The following is a 19,168-nucleotide window of genomic DNA, read 5'->3' as shown; positions in this document are numbered from 1 at the left end:
CCGGAGGGCCGGCGCACTCGATGATGAGGAGCCGACGAGCATGACCCGTCTCTGGAACGAACCCGCCGCCTTCGCCGACGACATGGTCGACGGCTTCGTCCGCGCCAACGGCCGATGGGTCCGCAAGGTGGTCGGCGGCGTCTCGCGCTCGACGCGCTCCGAGGAGCCCGAGGTCGCGGTGGTGATCGGCGGCGGCTCCGGGCACTACCCGGCCTTCGCCGGGCTGGTCGGGCCCGGCCTCGCCCACGGTGCCGCGATGGGCAACCTCTTCGCCTCGCCCTCGGCGCACCAGGTCGAGTCGGTGATCCGCGCGAGCGAGCAGGGCCGCGGCGTGCTGCTCAGCTACGGCAACTACGCCGGCGACGTGCTGCACTTCACCGCCGCGCAGGACGCGGTGCGGGCCGACGGCATCGACTGCCGCACCGTCACCGTGACCGACGACATCTTCAGCGCGAAGCCCGAGGAGGCGCACAAGCGCCGCGGGATCGCCGGCGACCTCACCGTCTTCAAGGTGGCCGGGGCCGCCGCCGCCGCGGGCTATGCGATCGACGACGTGGAGCGGGTGGCCGTGCTCGGCAACGCGCGCACCCGCTCGCTCGGCGTCGCCTTCACCGGCTGCACGCTGCCCGGAGCCGACGAGCCGCTGTTCTCGGTGCCCGAGGGCAGGATGGCGGTCGGCCTGGGCATCCACGGCGAGCCGGGGATCGACGAGGTCGACATCCCGAGCGCTGCGGAGCTCGCCGAGCTGTTCGTGACGCACCTGCTCGCCGACGCCGAGATCCCCGAGGGCGTGAGCGTCGACGGCGCCCGGGTCGTCCCGGTGCTGAACGGGCTCGGCTCGGTGAAGAGCGAGGAGCTGTTCGTCGTCTTCAGCACGATCGCCGATCTGCTCGAGGCGCGCGGGATCACCCTCGTCGACCCGCAGGTGGGCGAGTTCTGCACCAGCTTCGACATGGCCGGCGTCTCGCTGACGTTGTTCTGGGTCGACGAGGAGCTCGAGTCGCTGTGGACGGCGCCGAGCGACACGCCGGCCTTCCGCACCGGGGCGGTCGACGGCGGCGCGCTCGTGGCCGTCACCGCGACGCAGGCCGAGGAGGTCGCCGCCGAGGTCGGCGAGGCCTCGGAGGAGTCGCGCGCCGCGGCGGCACGGCTGTCCGATGCGATCGCGGCGATCCGCGACGTGATCGACGCGAACGCCGACGAGCTCGGCCGGCTGGACTCGATCGCGGGCGACGGCGACCACGGCATCGGCATGCAGCGCGGGGCGCGGGCGGGCGCGCAGGAGGCGGCCGATGTTCTCGAGCGGGGGGCGGGCGCGCAGACGCTGCTCACCCGGGCCGGCGACGCCTGGTCGGACCGTGCGGGCGGGACCTCCGGCGCGCTGTGGGGCGTCATCCTCCGCAGTGTCGGCGAGGCGCTCGGCGACGACCGCGCCGTGAGCGCGCGCGAGGTGAGCGCGGGAGTGACCGCCGCCTCCGACGCCGTCCGGCGCTACGGCAAGGCGAGTGTCGGCGACAAGACGATGGTGGACGCGCTCGTGCCGTTCGCCGAGACGCTGGCCGAGCGGGCCGGCGCGGGGGACGCGCTCGCGGACGCGTGGGGTGCCGCCGCGGGGGCCGCTCGCTCAGCCGCCGACGCCACCTCCGATCTGATGCCCGGACTCGGCCGCGCGCGCTCGCACGGCGAGAAGTCGCTCGGCACGCCCGACCCCGGCGCGATCTCGTTCGCGCTGATCGTCGAGGCGATCGCACCGCAGCTCGGTGCCGCGGCCGGCACCGCACCGACCACGACCGCACCGTCCACGAACGCACCGTCCACGACTGCACCGTCCACAACCGAGGGAGAGACCGCATGAGCACCACCTGGAGGATCGTCGTCGGATCGGACGACGCCGGCTACGACTACAAGGAGATCCTGAAGCGGGATCTCGAGGCGGACGACCGGGTGGTCTCGGTCGTCGATGTGGGGGTCGATGCGGAGTCGCACACGCCCTACCCGAGCGTCGCGATCGCGGCGGCCGAGCTGGTCGCGCGCGGCGAGGCCGATCGGGCGCTGCTGATCTGCGGCACCGGCCTGGGTGTCGCGATCGCGGCGAACAAGGTCGAGGGGATCCGCGCCGTCACGGCGCACGACTCCTTCTCGGTGGAGCGCGGCGTGCTCTCGAACGACGCGCAGGTGCTCTGCGTGGGGCAGCGCGTCGTCGGCATCGAGGTCGCCCGGCGGAACGTGCGCGAGTGGCTCGGCTACGTCTTCGACGAGTCGAGCGCCTCCGCCGCGAAGGTGGAGGAGATCGTTTCGTACGAGCGCTCGGGAGCGACTGCGTAAGCTGAGCCGACCGCTGTGCCGAGCGCCCTCCAGTGGGCGCTCCGCGGCGCGCCCCTTCCGCACCGATCCGCGAGGCTGTGATGACCGACGCCGTGTTCCGCCTCACTGGGGCGGAGTCGATCGAGCGGCGGGGCCTGCGCGACCACGTCTACGACCGCGTGCTCGACGTGCTGCTCGGCCCGGACATCGAGCCGGGCATGCGCCTGTCGATCGACGCGGTGGCGCGCGAGCTCGGCGTCTCGCCGACCCCGGTGCGCGAGGCGCTCGTGCAGCTGGAGCGGACCGGCCTCGTCACCCGGGTGGCCAACAAGGGCTACCGGGTGGCGCCGCCGCTCGCCGACGACCAGCTCGACGCGCTCTTCGACGCGCGGCTGGTGCTCGAGAGCGGCGCGGCGGCGCTCGCGTCGGCGCACGAGGCGGCGCTGGTGCCGCGGCTGCAGGAGGCGCTCGCCGCGCACGAGGCGATGACGGCTGTCGTGCGCGCGGCCTCGACCGAGGGCGAGTTGCCGGTGGCGCTGCTGCGCGAGTACTTCGCGGTGGACTGGAACTTCCACCACCTGATCTTCGAGGGCACGCACAACCCGTTCCTCATCGACATGTCCGAAGCGATCTCCACGCGCGTGCACCGGATGCGGCAGACCGTGCAGACCGGCGTCAGCGACGCGGACGACGCCGTGCTGGAGCACCGCGCGATCGTCGACGCGTTCGCGGCCGGGCCGGAGGCGGCGGCGGCGGCGATGCGCGTGCACATCGAGCGGGTGCGCGAGCGCTCGCGCCGCGACTCCGTCCGCTGAGACTCCGGCGGCGCGGGCTGCTCGATCGGCAGGGGGACCGGCCGTCGGCCGGGCTGTCCGATCTGCAGGCGGTGAGCCTATTCATGCTGGTCGAGTAGCCGCAGAGCGGCGGATCGAGACCCGAGGTCCTGCAGAACGGTGGATCTCGATACGCCCGCTGCGCGGGCTACTCGATCAGCAGGGGCCGCGCATTGCGCGGGCTGTTCGATCGGCAGGGGGACCGGCCGTCGGCCGGGCTGTCCGATCTGCAGGCGGTGAGCCCATTCATGCCGGTCGAGTAGCCGCAGAGCGGCGGATCGAGACCCGAGGTCCTGCAGAACGGTGGATCTCGATACGCCCGCTGCGCGGGCTACTCGATCAGCAGGGGGACCGCGCACGGCGCGGGCTGTTCGACGGGGTGGCGGCGGGTCAGTGGCCCGCCTGGACGCTCGTGGTCTCGAGCAGCTCGTCCGCCTTGGAGCCGCGGAAGAACTTGGTGCAGAACATCATGGCGGCGGCGAGGAAGGCGAAGACGCCGAGGGAGACGACTCCCCACACGCCACTCTCGGTGGGGACGGCCTCGTTGAAGCCGTTGCGCATCAGCGGGGCGACGAAGCCGCCCAGGTTGCCGAGCGAGTTGATCAGGCCGATGCCGGCCGCGGCCGCCGCTCCGGTGAGGAACGCGGTCGGGTAGGCCCAGGTGATCGGTCCGACCGAGAGGAAGCTCGCCACCGCGAGGGTGATGAACAGCAGGCCGAGGATCGGCTGTCCGGCCGATCCGGCCCAGGCCGAGCCGAAGATCGACAGGCCGGTGAAGATGTAGAACATCGCGCCCCAGGAGCGGCGGCGGCGGATCGTGTTCGCGTGCTGGCCCACGTAGTAGCAGGCGAACAGGCCCACCAGCCACGGGATGGCCGAGACGAGGCCGACCTGGAAGCCGACGTCCTGCCCGATCAGGTTCGCGACCTGCTGCGGGAGGTAGAAGGTGGTGCCGTAGACCGCGATCTGCAGGCAGAAGTAGATGATCGTGAAGTACCAGACCTTCCAGCTGGCCATCGCCTTCCAGATGCCGGTCGGGCCGTCGGCCTGGCGCACGGTGTCCTCGCGCTCCATCGCCGCCGTCAAGGAGTCCTTCTCGCCCTGCGTCAGCCACTTCGCCTTCTGCGGATGGTTCGTCAGGAACTTCAGCGCGGCTATGCCGGCGAGCACCGCGAGCACGCCCTCGGTGAAGAACATCACCTGCCAGCCCTCCCACGGCGTGATCTGGTTGCCGACGCTGATCAGGCCGCCGCTGAGCGGGGCGCCGAGCATCTGCGAGAACGGCTGCGCCAGATAGAAGATCGCGAACATCTGCACGCGCACCTTGTTGGGGAACCACTCCGACAGGAACATGATCACGCCGGGGAAGAGGCCGGCCTCGGTCACGCCGAGCAGGAAGCGCAGGATGATGAACATCGTGTCGCCGGTGGTGAAGGCGAACGCCGCGGCGACGATGCCCCAGGTGACCGCGATGCGGGCCAGCCAGAACCGGGCGCCGAAGCGCTTGAGCAGCAGGTTGCTCGGGATCTCGAAGATCGCGTAGCCGATGAAGAAGATGCCGGCGCCGAGTGCGAACGCGCCGTCCGAGATGCCGCGGTCGACCGAGAGTGCCTCCTCGGCGAAGCCGACGTTGGTGCGGTCGAGGAACGCGACGAAGTAGAGGATGACGAGCATCGGCATCAGATGCCGGGACGCCTTCGAGATGGCGGATTTCAGCGCGGGATCACGGGTGGATCCGAGGGCTGGGGACGAGGTGGTCAAGGCGCTCTCCTTTGAGTCGGCCGAATGCGGTGAGGGGTGGGAGGGGTCAGGAGCCGAGCGCGGGCAGGATCTGCGCCATGCCGACGGCGACGAGGATCACGCCGACGCCGAGGAAGATCCAGCGGCCGAGCGACCAGGTTCCGGTGAGCTTGTTCATGGGGGTGTCCGTTCGAGTCGGGGCGGGAAGGGATCAGTGCATGTAGAGGCCGCCGTCGACGTTCAGGGTCTGACCCGTCACGAAGCCGGCGTCCTCGCTGATGAGGTACGCGATCGCCGCGGCGATGTCGCGGGGCGTGCCGATGCGCGGGAGCACGCCGTCGGCGGCCATGGCCGTCTTGCGCTCCTCGGTGAGGGTGCCGCCCATGATGTCGGTGTCGATCGGGCCGGGGGAGATCGCGTTGACGGTGATCCCCTGGCCGCCGAGCTCGCGGGCGACGCTGCGGGTGAAGCCGATGACGCCGGCCTTCGCCGCGGAGTAGGCGGTCTTGCTGAAGGTGCCGCCGCCGCGCTGAGCGGAGACGGAGGAGAGGCTGACGACGCGGCCGACGCCGCGGGTGACCATCGACTCCACCGCGCGGCGGGTGCTGAAGTGCACGCCGTTGAGGTTACGTCGATCACCCGCTGCCACTCCTCGGGGGTGACCTCGAGGTAGGAGACGGGGGAGGCGATCCCGGCCAGGTTGACCAGCGCCACGACGGGCGGCAGGGCGGCCTCGAGCGCGTCGAAGGCGGCGCGGACCTGCGCGTCGTCGGCGACGTTCGCGCCGGCTCCGGCGGCCTGGACGCCGTGCTGCTCGGCGATCTCGGCGGCCACCTCCTGCGCGGCCTCGGCGTGGAGGTCGATGATCCCGACGTTCCAGCCGAGCTCGGCGAGGTGGTGGGCGGAGTAGCGGCCGATGCCGCGCGGGGACGCGGCGCCGGTGAGGACGACGGTCCGGGACTCGGGGAATGCGGTCATGAGGGTGCTCCTTCTCGGTCGGCGCGTCAGGCGATCGGCGCGGGGCCGAGCTCGTCCATCAGCTTCTTGATGGCGACGTAGGCGCGGTTGCGGTACGCGATCAGCTCGGCGGTGCGCTCGGCGGGCACGTCGAGGTAGCCGGCGCCGGACTTGGTGCCGAACTTGCCGGCGTCGACCAGTGCGGCCAGCGACTCCGGGGTGGCGAAGCGCTCGGGCCACCGGGTCTGCAGCGAGGCGTAGCAGAAAGCGTAGACGTCGAGTCCGGCCATGTCGGCGATCGCGAACGGGCCGAAGACGGGGAGGCGGAAGCCGAAGGTGGTGCGGACGATCGTGTCGATGTCCTCGGGGGTGGCGATGCCCTCCTCCACGATCTGCGTCGCCTCGTGGAAGAGCGCGTACTGCAGGCGGTTCAGCACGAAGCCGGTGGAGTCCTTGACCCGCGCGGTCTCCTTGCCGGTCGCGGCGACGATCTCCTCGGCCAGCGCGATCGCGCTCTCGGCGGTGCCCTCGTGCGGGATCAGCTCGACGCCGGGGATGAACGGCGCCGGGTTGGAGAAGTGCACGCCGAGGAAGCGCTCGGGGTTCGTCACGGCCTCGGCCAGCGAGCCGATCAGGATGGTCGAGGTGTTCGAGCCGATCACGGCGTCGGGGCGCGCGGCGGCGCTGATCCGGCGCAGGGTCGCGTGCTTGATCTCGATCTTCTCGGGCACGGCCTCCTCGATGAAGTCGGCGGTCGCGACGGCGTCCTCGATCGAGGCGGCGGGGGAGAGGTTCTGCCGGATGCGCTCGACCGCGTCCTCGGGGAAGAGGCCGTCGGCGACGAACTGCGCGGTCTCGGTGAGCAGGCGCTCGTAGTTGCTGCGGGCGATCTCCTCGGAGATGTCGGCGATGACGACGGTGGCGCCGGAGAGCGCGAGGACCTGGGCCATCCCTCCGCCCATGTAGCCGGAGCCGACGACGGCGATGGTGCGTGTTGTCATGTCTGCTGTTCCTTACTGCGAGGCCCGGGCCGCGCGGGGCAGCAGCGAGCGGATGTAGGTCTGGTTGGTCGAGCACATGCCGAGGCTGTCGCCGCCGTAGTGCTCGGCGAGGAGGATGCCGCGGAAGCCGCCCTCGATCGCGTCGCGCAGGACCTGGCGGTAGTTGATGAGACCGGCCTCCATGGTCGAGGGGACCGAGGTGGCCCAGGAGCCGTCGGCCGACTCGTCGCGGGTGTAGTTCTTCACGTGCATGTAGTTGGCGTAGGGGAGCGTCTTCGCGAACAGCTCGCGCCAGTCCTCGACCGGGCGGTGCAGGCGGATGAGGTTCGCGACGTCGGGGTTGAGGCCGACGTTGTCCAGGCCCACCTCTTCGACGAAGCGGACGGCGCTGTCGGCGGTGCCGAGGTAGGTGTCCTCGTAGAGCTCGAGCGCGAGCGGGAGGCCCACGTCGGCGGCGTGCTTCCCGAGCTCACGGATGCGGCTGACGGCCGCGTTCCAGACGTCGGCGTCGTCGGGGTCCTTGGGGCCCTCGGCGGTCCAGAACCAGAGCGCGCGCTTCTGCGCGGCGCTGAACGGCTGGTGCAGACCGGTCGAGAAGACCTGCATGCCCCACTCGGCGGCCGCGTCGATGGTGCGGTGCGCGTAGGCGAGGTTCTTCTCCTCGTGCCCGGGCATGATGACGCTCTGGCGCTGCAGGTGCACCGAGGGGATGCCGATGCCGTGCGACTTCGCGATGCTGAGGAACTCGTCGCGGCGCGACGGCTCGAGGTCGGCGGGGCGGACGTGGCTGTCGGCCAGTTCGGCGAGGGTGAAGCCGACCTGCTCGACCTGGGCGAACATGTCGTCCCAGACCTCGGGGGCCGCGTCGTGCAGGGCGACGCCGTCCCGGCCGACGGGCGGGATGCCGTGCAGGCAGGTGGCGATCGGCCAGGTCTCGGCGGTCCAGCTGTCGGGGTTCCAGTCGACGCCGTCCCAGGACTGCGCCCCCTGGAGGTTCGGCGCCCCCTGGACGGTCCGCGCGGGTGTGCTCTCGCTCATCAGTGCTCCATTGCGCTCGATGCGACCGGCGTTGGTCGCACAAAAGATCCTATAGGAAATATAGTCCTGGAGCGGCGGAGCGCAAGGGGCGAGTGGTCAGCTCCGGCCCGGCTCACCAAGTCCGGGGAGGGTGATCGGCGCGGTCATCGGCGGAATCCGGCGAGGAGCCTTCGTTGTGCGGAGGTGTGCGGGCGGACAGCCGAACGGCGGGGACCCCCGAGGGGATCCCCGCCGTCAGCGGTGGTGCGGTGGTGCGGCGGGCGTCAGCCCAGCGTGGAGCGGACTGCCGCGCGCGCCTGGTCGAGCGCGCTGCGCAGGGCGTCCGTGCTCGCAGCGCTCACGGAGCCGTGCGCGGCGGCCGTGCGCAGCTCGGCGCGCAGCTCGTCGCGGAACTCGGTGAGCAGCACCTCGGCGTCGCGCAGGGCGAGCCGGGAGGCGGTGCGCGCGTCGACCGCGGCGTCGGCCGCCGTGGCCTCGGTGGGCGGGGCGTCCTGCGGGCGCTCGCCGGTGGTCGCGCCCGACGACGGCGTCGACTCCGGGGCGGGCGTCTCCGCCGAGTGCTCCGGCCCGCCGCGGGACGGACGCGAGTCGCGGGCCGCGCTCGCGAGATCCGCGCGCAGGCTCTTCATCGCCTCCGCGACGCCGAGCCGCACCTCGTCGGCCAGGCGGCGGACGGAGTCGGTCAGCTCCTCCTCGATGTCGCCGAGGTCGGTCGCGCGGTTCGCCAGTTCGGCGCGGCCGGCGTCGGTGATCGAGTAGACGGTCTTCCGGCCGTCGGCCTCCTTGGTGACCAGGCCCTCCTCCTCGAGCTTCGCCAGGCGCGGGTAGACCGTGCCGGCGCTCGGGGCGTAGGTGCCGCCGAAGCGCTCGCTGAGCGCCTGGATCAGCTCGTAGCCGTGCTTGGGCGACTCCGCGAGGAGGTTGAGCAGGTAGAGGCGCAGGCGTCCGTGCGCGAAGACGGGGCTCACAGCGCGCTCGCGTCGGTGAGGCGCTGCGCGGTGGGCGCGGCGGGGGAGCGGCGGACGACGGTGACGGCGCCGGTCACCGAATTGGCGGTGACGTCGACCCACTTGGAGTCGAGCGAGCCGGTGGTGGCGGTGTAGCCGCGGCCGAAGGTGCCCTTGACCACCTCGCCGTCGAGCTGCAGCGTGCCGGTGGCGGTGTTGATCCGGTACCGGGCGCCGAGGCCCTCGTCGATGCGGATCGTGAGGTCGCCGCTGACGGTGTTGCACTGGATCTCGTCCGGCGCGTCCTCGGCGTCGACGAAGACGCTGCCCGAGACGCCGTCGACGGAGAAGCGGGTGAGCGCGCCGGCGGTGGTGACGTCGCCGGAGACGGTGTGCGCGGTGACGCGGCCGGTGTGGTTGCGCACCGAGAGCTCGCCGTGGACGGTGTTCGCCTCGATGTCGCCGCGCAGGCCGTCGATGACGATGTCGCCGCCGACCGTGGAGACGCGGGCGTCCGAGTGCAGGCCGGAGACGAGTCCGTCCGCCGAGACGGTGTCGAACTTCAGCGCGACGCCGCGGGGGACGAGCAGGCTGACGTCGGCGCGGTCGCCCTTGCGGCCGAGGCCCTTGGCGACGTCGACGACGGTGTCCCAGCGGAGCTGGATGTGGTCGACCTCGAGGCGGTCGCCGTCCATCGAGACCTTGAGCGGACGGCCGGAGACGCTGTGCACCTCGACGCGGGCGGTGGGCTCGTCGTGCCCGATGACATCGATCTGACCGCCGACCAGGGCGATCTTGATCGAGCGGACGACGTCGAGGTCGATGACCTTCGATTCGCCCGCCTGCACGAGCCATTTCTCGAGCGACATGGTGCTCCTCCTCCTGCGCCCTCGTGGGGCGATCCTGCTGCTGGTGATGCGGGGACGACTCGCGATATAACGCGAGTCGATGAAAGTCACGATATATCGCGTATCGAGCCGCGGGCAAGAGGGCTCGGCGATCACTCAGGCGACGCTCCGCGTCTGCTAGACCGGGGGCATGGATCCGCTCGCGGCACTGCAGGAGATCGCCGCCCTGCTCGAGCAGGAGCGGGCGTCGAAGTACCGCGCCAAGGCGTTCCGGAAGGCGCTCGCCGTGCTCGAGGGCATGGACGAGGGGGCGCGGACCGACCTCGCGCTGGTCCGCGCGGCGCCGGGGATCGGCGACACCACCTTCACCGTGATCCGCCAGGCGCTCGAGGGGCGGGTGCCGGACTACCTCGCCGAGCTGCGCGGGACCGCGTCCCTGCCCGAGAGTGCGCTGCGGAGCCTGCTCCGCGGCGACCTGCACAGCCACAGCGAGTGGTCGGACGGAGCGACGCCGATCGCCGCGATGGCGGATGCGGCCCGGGCGCTCGGCCACGAGTACCTCGCGCTGACGGATCATTCGCCGCGGCTGCGGGTCGCGCACGGGCTGAGCGCCGAGCGGCTCGCCGAGCAGCTGGAGCACCTGGCCGGTCTCGACACCGGGTCGCTGCGGCTCCTGAGCGGGATCGAGGTCGACGTGCTGGAGGACGGCGCGCTCGACCAGTCGGAGGAGATGCTCGCGCGGCTCGACGTGGTCGTCGCGAGCGCGCACTCGAAGCTGCGGATGCCGAGCCGGGAGATGACGGCGCGGCTGGTCGCGGCGGCCTCGCATCCGCGGACGAACGTCCTCGGGCACGTCACCGGGCGGCTCGTCACGGGGGAGCGCGGCACCCGGCCGCCGTCGACCTTCGACGCCGGCGCCGTCTTCCGGGCCTGCGCCGAGCACGGGACCGCCGTCGAGATCAACTCCCGCCCCGAGCGGGAGGACCCGCCGGACGAGCTGATCGCCCTGGCCCTCGAGGCCGGCTGCCTCTTCTCGATCGACAGCGACGCGCACGCCCCCGGCCAGCTCGGCCTGCTCGACTACGGCGCCGAGCGCGCCGAGCGCCTCGGCGTCCCGCCCGCCCGCATCGTGACGACCTGGCCGCTCCCGCAACTGCTGGAGTGGCTCGCGCCCTGATCCCCCTCCGCGAGATGCCACTTGTGCACGCTTTTCACGGCGTGTCGCGTACACAAGTGGCATCTCGCGGAAAGCGAAGTCGCGGGTGGTACCCCCTTGACAGGCGGAGCTAGCGCGGGGGGAGTTCGGGCGCAAGTAGTGATTTCCCAGCGTGGTGCGCGGCATGCTCGTGGGGGCCGTCCTGTGACGCGCCCTCCTCCGCTCCGACCAGACCAGGTGATCCCGTGGCCACGCAGACCGTTCTCGACGCCGTGCGCGCAGCGCCCACCCTCCTGGAGGCGATCCGGGCGGCCGACGCCCTGACCATCGCCGCCGTGAGCGACGGGGGCGGACGCGCGGTGCGCCTGCTCACCCGCGCGGCCCTCGATCCGAGCGATCAGCTCACCGCCATCGCGGCCGTGCACTCGCTCGCCCAGGTCTTCGACGAGGAGGCCGACCTCGCGCTGCTGCGGCTGCTCGCCGACGAGCGCGCCTTCCTCCGCGAGCACGCCGCCTGGGCGTTCGGCGGACGCCTGCCGCGACCGGCCGCCGTCGGACCGCTTCTGCGGATGCTCCGCGACGGCGGCTTCGCGGGCATGCTCGCCCAGCGCACCCTCCTGCTCTGGGCCTCCTCCACCCCCGACCTCGTCGCCCTCGCGCTCGAGGGCGCGCTGATCGGCGAGCGCGACCGCGACGTCCGCGCCCGCTACGTCGAGACGATGGGGCTGGTCCCCGGCGCGATCGCCGAGCGGACCCTCCTGCACGTCGCCGCCGACGAGGGCGAGGTGTTCGAGGCGCGCGCCGCGGCCGCCGACGCGCTCGGCGAGCGGCCGTCCGACGACGCCGCGCTGATGCTCGCCCGCCTCGGCGAGATGCCGGAGCCGCTCGGCCCGGTCGCGCGCGTCGCCCTCGCCGACCGCGCCATCGCGCCGGTCGCCGACGCCGGCCCCACCGTCGCGCAGCTCTTCGTGCACGCCGACATCGACGGCACCCTCACCCGCGTCGGCGCCGGTGACAACGGCGGCATCGCGACCCTCCTGGTCCGCCTCGGCGACGCGCTGACCGAGGAGGAGGGCATCGACCGCGTGCTCACCCTCTCCCGCGGCACCTGGGCCGAGGCGGAGCGCGCGCTGGCCGATCTGCCCGCCGCGGGCCACGGCTTCGCCCCGGTGCCGTTCGTCGGCGCCGCCGTGCCGATGCCGCAGGCCTGGCCGCGCCGCACCGCCGCCGAGCGCGGCATCCGCCGCATCCTCCGCGCCGCCGGCCGCGTCGACGTCCTGCACCTGCGGATGGCCGACGTCGGCTCGCTCGCGGCGGCCGCGGTCGCCCGCGAGCTCGAGATCCCCGTCGTCTTCACCGTCGCGCCCGACCCGCACGCCCTGATCGCCGGGCTCGACGCGAGCGGCGCCCTCTCGCGCGCCGACTTCGGCGACCGCGACGCCGTCGAGCACTTCTGGTTCCGGGTGCGCCTCGTGCAGCGGCTCGCCGCCGACGCCGCGCACACCGTGCTCTTCCCGCGCGCCGAGCTCGCTGAGACGATGCGCGACATGCTCGGGATCGACATCACCGCGCACCCCGAGCGGCACTCGATCGTGCCGGAGGGGATCGACGTCCGCCTCGTCGAGCGCGGCGAGCAGGCGGCGCGGGCCGCCGCGGCGGGCGAGGACGTCGCCCTCGACGCCGGCGACGACCTCTCGGCGCTCGACGCGCTGCTGGCGGAGCTGCCGGCCGAGCGCCGCGGGCTGCCGCTGCTGCTCAGCGTCGGCCGCCTGCACCGGGTGAAGGGGATGGCGACGCTCGCCGAGGCGTGGGCCGGCTCACCGCTGCGCGACCGGGCGAACCTCCTCCTCGTCGGCGGCGACCTCGACGCGCCGACCCCCGACGAGACGGAGCAGCTCGACCGCATCCGCACCGTCGCCGCGGACGGCCTGCTGCTCGCCGGTCACCGCCCCAACGGCACGGTGGCGCGGTGGCTCGGCGCCGTCCGCCACGGCCGCCCCGGGTTCGCCGCGGCCGGCGGCGCCTACGTCTGCGCGAGCGTCAAGGAGGAGTTCGGCATCGCGCTGCTCGAGGCGCTCGCCGCGGGCCTGCCCGTCGTCGCGCCGGCCACCGGCGGCCCCGCGACCTACGTGGAGGAGGGTGTGACCGGCTTCCTGGTGGACACCACCGACCACGAGGCGCTGGCCGTGGCCGCGTGCCTCGCGCTCGATCTCGCCGCGGGTCCGCTCGCCGAGTTCTCCGCGGACCGCGGCCGGACGATGGTGCTCGAGCGCTACACGATCGAGGCGATGGCGAGCGCGCTCTCGGGCGTCTACGTCCGGGCGACGGCCGACCAGGAGTGGCCGCTGCGCTGCGACCTGGTGCTGGGCGCGTCGTGAGCCTGCTGATCGTCAGCCCCGACTACGCGTCGCACCTGCTGCCGCTCGCGACCCTCGGCACCGCCTGGCGTGCGGCCGGCGAGCGCGTCGTGGTGGCGACCGGCGACGCGACCCGCTCGATCGTCGACGGCTTCGGCTTCGAGCACGTCCCGCTGCGGCTCGGCCGGGGCTCGAACCCCGGGACGATCCGCGCGGAGGAGCAGGCGCCGGACGAGGGCGACTCGCTCCGCGGCTTCTTCGACGCGACCCGCCGAGGGATGGTGCCGACCCTCGAGTACCAGGCCGGCGAGCGGCTGACCGACCTGCTCTGGGATCCGGCGGGCGTCTCCGCTCGGCTCCGCGAGATCCTCGACGAGGTGCGGCCCGACGCGATCGTCGTCGACCACCTCGCCTTCACCGCGCGGGTCGCCCTGCGTGCGCTCGGCGTTCCCTACGGCGACGTCGTGCTCGGGCACCCGAGCGCGCTGACCGTGCCGGGCGAGGTCTACGGCTTCCCGCCCGTCTGGCCCGACGCCTTCGCGCCGTCGGCCGAGGACCTCGCGCGGCTGCGCGCGCTCTGCGAGCGGGTCCGCGACTCCTTCACGGCGGAGTGGAACGCGGCGCTGATCGCGCTCGATCCGGCCGCGGCGCCCAGCCTCGACGCTTTCGCCGAGAGCGGCGACGTGCTGCTGCTGAACTACCCCGGCGAGCTGCACGACGCGGCGCGGACGGCGCAGCTGCCGCCGCACGCCTTCCTCGGCTCGGCCGTCCGTGGCGAGCCGCGCGACGCCGAGGTGGAGGAGTGGCTCGCCGCCTCGGACGACCCGGTGGTCTACGTGAGCTTCGGCAGCTTCCTCTCGGTGCGCGACGACGTGCTCGCCCGGGTGGTCGCGGCGCTGGCCGGGGTCTCGGTCGACGGACGGCCGGTGCGCGTCGCGCTCGCGTCGGGGGCTACCGAGGCGTCGGCCCTCGGCGAGGTGCCGGCCGGCTGGCTGGTCCGCGGCTTCCTGCCGCAGGTGACGCTGCTCGGGCGCTCCGCGCTGGCGGTCACGCACGGCGGCAACAACAGCGTGACGGAGTCGATGACGGCCGGGGTGCCGCTCGTGGTGCTGCCGTTCTCGACGGACCAGTTCGCGGGGGCCGCGGCCCTCGAGGACGCGGGGGTGGCCGAGGTGCTCGATCCGAACGGCGCGACGGTGCCCGAGCTGGCGGACGCCGTGCGGCGGATGCTCGCGCTCGACGGCGCGGCGCGGGTGCGGCTGGACGAGCTGTCGGCGGCGCTGAGCGCGATGACCGGACCCGAGCGGGCCTACGCGGCGCTGGCGCACGCCGCGTCGTGAGCGAGGACGAGACCCCCGGCGACGGGCCGACGAGCGAGGGGCCCACCGCCGACGGGCGCTGGCTGGTCGTGAACGGCCGCCGCTGGCGCCGCACCGACCCGAGTCTCCCCGAGGACGTCGTCGAGGCGCTGAAGTCGCACCTCGGCCGCGGCCGCTCCGGCGTCCGCACGGCGAAGAAGGCCGGCGACGACGCCGCGGTCGCCGCCGCCCGCCGGCGGACCGGCCTGGCCAAGCACGGCCTCGGCGAGCGCGGCCCGAAGTGGTGGGACGAGCCCGAGCCGGCGCGGCTCGACCGCGCCCGGGCCGCGCTCCGCGAGCTCGACGCCCTGTAGTCCCTCCCCCTCCCGCGAGATGCCACTTATGAGCGCCCGCGTCGGCGTGTCGCGCTCATAAGTGGCATCTCGCGGAGGGGAGGGGAGGGGCGTCAGAGCAGGGACTCCGCGAGGGAGAGGGCGCCTCGAACGCCGGCCTCGTCGCCGAGGGCCGGGGGGAGCAGGCGGAGGCGGCCCCCGCCGGTGCCGTTCGCCCCGGGGGCGCCCATCAGGCGCTCCACCTCGGCCTCGGTGGCGGTGAGCAGGCCGGGCGTCTTCGCGACGCCGCCGCCGACGATGGCGAGGCGGACGCCCGCGACATAGGCGAGCGTCGTCACGAGCTGGGCCAGGTAGTACGAGCTGAAGCGGAGGTTCGCCGCCGCGTCCTCCGGGCCGAGGCTCGAGCCGTCCACGCCCCAGCGCGCCGAGATCGCCGGACCGGCGACGAGCCCCTCGAGGCAGTCGCCGTGGAACGGGCAGGTGCCCTCGAAGCGGTCCTCCGGGTGCCGGCGGGGCAGCAGGTGCGCCACCTCGGGCCAGCCGCTGCCGGCGAGCAGGTGGCCGCCGGCGATGATGCCGCCGCCGACTCCCGTGCCCACGGTCAGGTAGACGAAGTCGGGCTCGCCCTGCCCGGCGCCCCAGCGCGCCTCGCCGAGGGCGGCGCCGTTGACGTCCGTCACCAGCGCCGTCCGCGCGCCGGGTGCCGCGGCGGCGAGCGGCGCGAGCACGTCGGCGCCCTCCCAGCCGAGCTTGGGCGTGGAGGTGAGCCGGCCGTAGCCGGGCGAGGCGGGGTCGATGTCGAGCGGGCCGAACGAGGCGACGCCGATCGCGCCGACCGTGCCCTCGACGCCGTGGTCGCGGGTGAACGCGGCCAGGTCGCCGAGCGTCTCCGCCGGCCCGCGGGTGGGCAGGGTCGTCTTGGCGAGGATCCGCTCGGGGTCGTCGCGGTCGGCGATCGCCGCGACGACCTTGGTGCCGCCCGTCTCGATGCCGAGGAGGAGGCTGCGGTTCTGCGCTGCGGAGGTCACCGGGTCAGCAGGCCGCGACGCGCCCGACCGCGGCCGAGAGCGTGAGCTCGCTGCCGAGGACGACCGCGTAGTCGAGGTGCAGGCGCTTCAGCGAGTCGACCGTCTCGGCAGGGACGCAGGTGGGCCGGCTCAGCGAGACCGGGGAGCCGCTGATGGCGGCGGCCGTCGCTCCGGAGAGAGCGTCGGCGAAGACCTCGCCCGAGGCGAGGTAGGTGGTGTCGGTGAGCTCGGCGGGCGGGTACGCCTCGTTGACCAGGCGGCTGGTCGCGTAGCGGCTCTCGCCGCCGATGCGGGGCGCCGAGTCGACGAGGCCGGTCGTCGTGAGCTCCGACTGGATCCCGGCGGAGATCGACGGCTGCTGGCCGAGCACGACGGCGGTCGCGGGGTCGAGGCGGGAGATCGCGGTGCGGGTGGCGGCGTCGAGGGCGGGCTCCGCGCCGTCGACCAGGAGCACGGGCTCGCCGAGGCGGCCGGCGACGGGAGCGACCGAGAGGGCGTCCGGGAAGTTGCCGCCGGTGGCGAGGAAGAGCTCGTCGGCGGAGCCGGCGGGGAAGGCGTCGGCGACGATCCTGCGCGAGGTGTCGTAGCGGTCGGTGCCGCCGATCCGCACGACCGTGCCGGCGACCGCGTCGATCTGCTGGAAGACGGCCGCCGAGACGGTCAGCTCGCTGCCGACGACGACGACCTTCTTCGGGGCGAGCCGCGTGATCTCGGCGCTCGTGACGGGGAAGAGCGTGCCCGGGTCGGTCAGCAGCAGCGCGCCGCCCTGGACCGCGGCCGCGGGACCGGCGCTCAGCGCGTCGGCCCAGCCGCCGCCGCTGGCGATGTAGAGCACGGGCACGCCGGACGCGACCGACTGCGTGGTCGCGACGGAGGTGCCGTAGCGGTCGCTGCCGGAGATGCGGGCGGAGGAGAAGGACCACGGCTCGGGGGAGAAGTCGACGGCCGTGACCGGGCCGCCGGTGACGGCGACCTTCGTCGAGTCGCCGACCCAGTCGGTGCGCTGCCAGAACTGGTCGCCGACGGTGGGGACGCCGGTGCCGGTCGGCTTCTCGACCACGCGGACGACGTACGAGCCGTTCTCGAGGCCGGTGAGGGAGTAGTCCCACGTCGCGCCGGCGCCGAGGGTCGTCTCGGTCGAGGCGACGAGGTCCGCCTCCGTCGGGTCGTCGGCGACGTCCCAGGCCTGCACCACGAAGCGGTGCGAGCCGGCGACGGCGGGCACCGTGACCCTGCCGCTGATCGCCCCGTCGGCGGCCATCGCCGCGGAGGCGGGCCCCGCGACGAGGCCCGTGACGGCGAGGGCGCCGACCGCGAGCGAGGAGAGGGAGAGCGAGAGCGCTGAGGAACGGCGGCGTCGAGGAGTCACAGTGTGGCTTTCCGTTGAGCGCGGCGGGCCGCGGCGGACACGATGGTTCGAATGCTAACGGCCCCGGCCGGAGGATCTGTCCCTCGACCGGGGCACTTCTGAGAGGTGCGTGCCCGACTCGGGTCAGCAGCCGCGGAGCGACGCCACATCGGCGGTGAGCGTGCGCACGCTGCCGAGCAGGAAGATCCGGTCGAGGTCCTGGTCCTGCATCGCCCGGCGGGTCAGGGCGGGGACGCAGTCCGGCTCGCTCAGGTAGAGCGGGGCGCCGATCGAGGCGGCGGCGGGGCCGGCCGCGAGGGCGTCCGCGAAGCCGGTCGCCGACGCGAGGAAGGTGGTGTCGACGAGCGGCGAGGGCGGGTAGGCCGCGTTGAGCAGGCGGCTGGTGTCGTGCCGGTCCGTGCCCGCGATGCGGTTCACGGAGCCGGTGAGGCCCGAGGCGCGGAGGTCGGCCTCGATGCCGCTGGAGATCGTGCCGGTGCCGCCGATGAGCTGGCCGCGGCCGGCGTCGAGGCGGTCGATCGCGGCGCGGGTCGGCGCGTCGAGGCCGGGCAGCGCTCCGTCGACGAGCAGCACCGGCTGGTCGGTGCGGCCGGCGATCGGCGCGACCGACAGGGCGTCGGGGAAGTTGCCACCGGTCGCGAGGAAGACGGTGCCGAAGCCGGCCGTGGGGAAGGCGCCCTCGACGATCTTCCGCGAGGTGTCGTAGCGGTCCGAGCCGGCGACGCGGGTGGTCGGGGCGAAGGTGGCGAGCCGGTCGTAGACGGCGTCGGAGACCGAGAGCGCGTCTCCGACGACGACGATCCTCTTCGGCGAGAGGCGGGTGATCTCGGTGGCGAGGACGGCGGGGACGTCGTCGCGGTTGGTCAGGAGGAGGGCGCCGTCCTGCGTCGCGGCTGCGGGGCCGGCGCTGAGCGCGTCCGCCCACTTCTCACCGCTCGCGATGTAGAGGACGGGGAGGTCGTCGCCGAAGTAGGAGCGGGTCACGGCGATGGCGGTCGCGATGCGGTCGCTGCCGTCGAAGCGCCCGAACTCGGACGCGTAGGCCGTCGGGGTGAAGTCGACGCCGGTGCGGCCGGCGGCGGGGACGGAGACGATCGTCGCCTTGGTCAGGCGGGGAGCGTTCGAGAAGTACTGGTCGTCGTAGGACGGGTAGCCCGGCTCGGCGAGGCGGAAGACCCACTCGCCGGCGGGCAGCGCCTTCTGCGCGGTGGTCCAGGCGTCGGCCGTGCCCGGGAGACCGGAGGTGCGGACCTCGGCGAACGGGTAGTAGGCCTTGGACTCGCGCTCGTACCAGTAGGGCTGCACGACGAACGAGGTCGTCGAGACGCCGGACGCGGCGCCGGCGGTGACGGTGCCGGAGGCGGCGGTCGCGCGGGGGAGGCTGATCGCGAGGTCGGTGCGGGACTCGCCGACGCCGTCCGCCTCGACGTCGATCGGGGTGTCGCCGAACCAGGTCGGGTACCAGCTGTCGTCGCCGTCGACCGAGGCGCGGAGGTAATAGGCCTCGCCGCCGGGGAGGGTGAGCGAGAAGGCGGCCTCGGTGGCGATCGTGCGGATCTCGGTGCCCGCGCCGTTCTCGACGCGGAGGCGGTAGGCGGCTCCGGTCGGGGCCGGGTGCGCCTCGTCGGTGTCCTCGAGCGCGATCGTGCCGGAGAGGACGATCTCGGCGGCCGGGTCGGCGGCGACGTCGTCGCGCTGGGTCTTCGCGTTCGCCAGCGCGCGGTCGAAGCCCTCGTCGGCGGCGGTCGAGGCGAGGGCGGTCGTCTCGACGGCGGACTCCTCCTGCGCCTGGGCCGGACCGGCGGCGAGGCCGGTGAGCAGCACGGCGGAGACGCCGAGTGCGGTGAGAGGAGCGAGCGGCCGACGGCGGCGAGGAGTCACGGCAGATCTTTCGAGAGGATCCGCGGCGGACCGCGGGCGGACACGGTGCCTGAATGCT

At 73.6% G+C, this 19,168-nt stretch carries 15 protein-coding genes and 1 pseudogene; 7 read left to right on the top strand and 9 right to left on the bottom strand.

What is annotated here, in order from left to right:
* The first annotated feature begins 40 nt into the window (after positions 1 to 40).
* From HQQ86_RS12970 to HQQ86_RS12960, 3 genes are all read left to right on the top strand, one after another.
* Complete coding sequence (locus tag HQQ86_RS12970) at positions 41 to 1,855, top strand: dihydroxyacetone kinase family protein (RefSeq protein ID WP_173288610.1); 1,815 nt, start codon at positions 41 to 43, stop codon at positions 1,853 to 1,855.
* Positions 1,852 to 2,325, top strand: coding sequence for a ribose-5-phosphate isomerase (locus HQQ86_RS12965; protein ID WP_173288609.1), 474 nt, complete (start codon positions 1,852 to 1,854; stop codon positions 2,323 to 2,325). The genes HQQ86_RS12970 and HQQ86_RS12965 overlap by 4 nt, the downstream gene beginning before the upstream one ends.
* 80 nt (positions 2,326 to 2,405) lie before the next feature.
* Positions 2,406 to 3,119: a GntR family transcriptional regulator gene (locus tag HQQ86_RS12960; protein ID WP_173288608.1), complete on the top strand. Its 714-nt coding sequence runs from the start codon at positions 2,406 to 2,408 to the stop codon at positions 3,117 to 3,119.
* 408 nt (positions 3,120 to 3,527) lie between these two features.
* Here HQQ86_RS12960 and HQQ86_RS12955 read toward each other — a convergent pair whose 3' ends face one another.
* From HQQ86_RS12955 to HQQ86_RS12930, 6 genes and pseudogenes are all read right to left on the bottom strand, one after another.
* Positions 3,528 to 4,898, bottom strand: a complete 1,371-nt coding sequence (locus HQQ86_RS12955) for an MFS transporter (protein ID WP_243600689.1) — start codon at positions 4,896 to 4,898, stop codon at positions 3,528 to 3,530.
* Positions 4,899 to 5,088: 190 nt separating this feature from the next.
* A pseudogene (locus tag HQQ86_RS12950) lies at positions 5,089 to 5,855 on the bottom strand (SDR family NAD(P)-dependent oxidoreductase).
* A gap of 26 nt (positions 5,856 to 5,881) precedes the next feature.
* Positions 5,882 to 6,835: a 3-hydroxyacyl-CoA dehydrogenase family protein gene (locus HQQ86_RS12945; RefSeq protein WP_173288607.1), complete on the bottom strand. Its 954-nt coding sequence runs from the start codon at positions 6,833 to 6,835 to the stop codon at positions 5,882 to 5,884.
* A gap of 12 nt (positions 6,836 to 6,847) precedes the next feature.
* A complete protein-coding gene (locus HQQ86_RS12940; protein ID WP_173288605.1) occupies positions 6,848 to 7,873 on the bottom strand; it encodes a sugar phosphate isomerase/epimerase in 1,026 nt (341 codons plus the stop codon).
* 263 nt (positions 7,874 to 8,136) lie between these two features.
* Entirely contained in the window at positions 8,137 to 8,841 is a 705-nt protein-coding gene (locus HQQ86_RS12935) for a PadR family transcriptional regulator (RefSeq protein WP_173288603.1), read from the bottom strand.
* The gene (locus HQQ86_RS12930) at positions 8,838 to 9,689 is read right to left on the bottom strand and encodes a hypothetical protein (protein WP_173288601.1); all 852 of its coding nucleotides are present in this window, start codon (positions 9,687 to 9,689) and stop codon (positions 8,838 to 8,840) included. Before HQQ86_RS12930 ends, HQQ86_RS12935 begins: the two co-directional genes overlap by 4 nt.
* Before the next feature lie 169 nt (positions 9,690 to 9,858).
* On the opposite strand from HQQ86_RS12930, the gene HQQ86_RS12925 reads away from it, so the two are divergent.
* From HQQ86_RS12925 to HQQ86_RS12910, 4 genes are all read left to right on the top strand, one after another.
* Positions 9,859 to 10,845: a PHP domain-containing protein gene (locus tag HQQ86_RS12925; protein ID WP_173288599.1), complete on the top strand. Its 987-nt coding sequence runs from the start codon at positions 9,859 to 9,861 to the stop codon at positions 10,843 to 10,845.
* A gap of 224 nt (positions 10,846 to 11,069) precedes the next feature.
* The gene (locus HQQ86_RS12920; RefSeq protein ID WP_173288597.1) at positions 11,070 to 13,202 is read left to right on the top strand and encodes a glycosyltransferase; all 2,133 of its coding nucleotides are present in this window, start codon (positions 11,070 to 11,072) and stop codon (positions 13,200 to 13,202) included.
* Positions 13,199 to 14,521 carry a glycosyltransferase gene (locus tag HQQ86_RS12915; RefSeq protein WP_173288595.1) on the top strand — a complete coding sequence of 441 codons (1,323 nt, stop codon included), beginning with the start codon at positions 13,199 to 13,201 and terminating at the stop codon, positions 14,519 to 14,521. The genes HQQ86_RS12920 and HQQ86_RS12915 overlap by 4 nt, the downstream gene beginning before the upstream one ends.
* Positions 14,518 to 14,853 carry a biopolymer transporter Tol gene (locus HQQ86_RS12910; RefSeq protein ID WP_367948638.1) on the top strand — a complete coding sequence of 112 codons (336 nt, stop codon included), beginning with the start codon at positions 14,518 to 14,520 and terminating at the stop codon, positions 14,851 to 14,853. The genes HQQ86_RS12915 and HQQ86_RS12910 overlap by 4 nt, the downstream gene beginning before the upstream one ends.
* A 92-nt stretch (positions 14,854 to 14,945) precedes the next feature.
* On the opposite strand, the gene HQQ86_RS12905 is transcribed toward HQQ86_RS12910, so the two are convergent.
* From HQQ86_RS12905 to HQQ86_RS22075, 3 genes are all read right to left on the bottom strand, one after another.
* Complete coding sequence (locus HQQ86_RS12905) at positions 14,946 to 15,860, bottom strand: ROK family protein (RefSeq protein WP_173288593.1); 915 nt, start codon at positions 15,858 to 15,860, stop codon at positions 14,946 to 14,948.
* Between the two features lie 4 nt (positions 15,861 to 15,864).
* The gene (locus tag HQQ86_RS12900; protein ID WP_173288591.1) at positions 15,865 to 17,229 is read right to left on the bottom strand and encodes a cell wall-binding repeat-containing protein; all 1,365 of its coding nucleotides are present in this window, start codon (positions 17,227 to 17,229) and stop codon (positions 15,865 to 15,867) included.
* A 123-nt stretch (positions 17,230 to 17,352) separates the two neighbouring features.
* Positions 17,353 to 19,110, bottom strand: a complete 1,758-nt coding sequence (locus HQQ86_RS22075; RefSeq protein ID WP_173288589.1) for a cell wall-binding repeat-containing protein — start codon at positions 19,108 to 19,110, stop codon at positions 17,353 to 17,355.
* Positions 19,111 to 19,168: the final 58 nt, after the last annotated feature.

This window comes from Rathayibacter sp. VKM Ac-2857, assembly GCF_013205025.1.
Lineage (GTDB): Bacteria > Actinomycetota > Actinomycetes > Actinomycetales > Microbacteriaceae > Rathayibacter.
The sequence above is the reverse complement of the archived record's forward strand: the minus strand, read 5'-3'. Positions and strand labels throughout refer to the sequence as shown.